Annotated in this window: 1 protein-coding gene; it reads right to left on the bottom strand. The window is 52.1% G+C overall.

Annotated features, from left to right (window positions below):
• On the bottom strand, positions 1–631 hold a 631-nt coding region (locus tag AC1DP6_RS36510; protein ID WP_477059313.1), incomplete at both ends, for an AMP-binding protein.

Below are 631 nucleotides of genomic sequence, written 5' to 3'. Positions count from 1 at the left end.
ATATTTCCATCGGGTAACCAGCGACCCAGGTCGCCCGTTTTGTACATCCGGGCGTCCGGTGTCTGACTATAAGGATCTGTTATAAATTTTTCTGCTGTCAGCTCTTCCCGTTGCCAGTAGCCACGGGCCAGCCCGGCACCGCTGATATGGATTTCTCCCGTCACACCTACCGCGCAAAGACGGCCAGCGGTATCCAGTATATACATCCGTGTATTACCTATTGGCTTACCGATAGGTATCCTTCCCTCTTTTATTTGTTCCAGGGCATAATAATCGTTGGTGCGGAACCGGTAGGTACTGCAGCCTACGGTGGCCTCCGTAGGACCATACTCGTTGATGATCTCTACTGAGAGCCCTTCATCGATCAGGTACTGCACATGATTCAACTGTAACGCTTCTCCTCCCAGTACCAATCGCCGCGTAACGATCTCCCCTGAACCTAACGCATCTTCCAGCAAAGGCAGATGCGCGGGCGTCAGTTTAATAAAATCATACACCCCGTGGCCGCATACCTGGTCAGCTCCTAACAACGCTGTAGCAGGGAGGCCTGCTGGCGCTATTACCAACGCCCTGCCTTTCAGCAATGGTTGGAAAAGTGCTGTCAGTGATGCGTCAAAAGATGCGTCAAAAG

The sequence above is a fragment of the Chitinophaga sp. 01L420 genome, from assembly GCF_056399985.1.
This window is presented reverse-complemented; position numbering and strand designations above follow the sequence as displayed.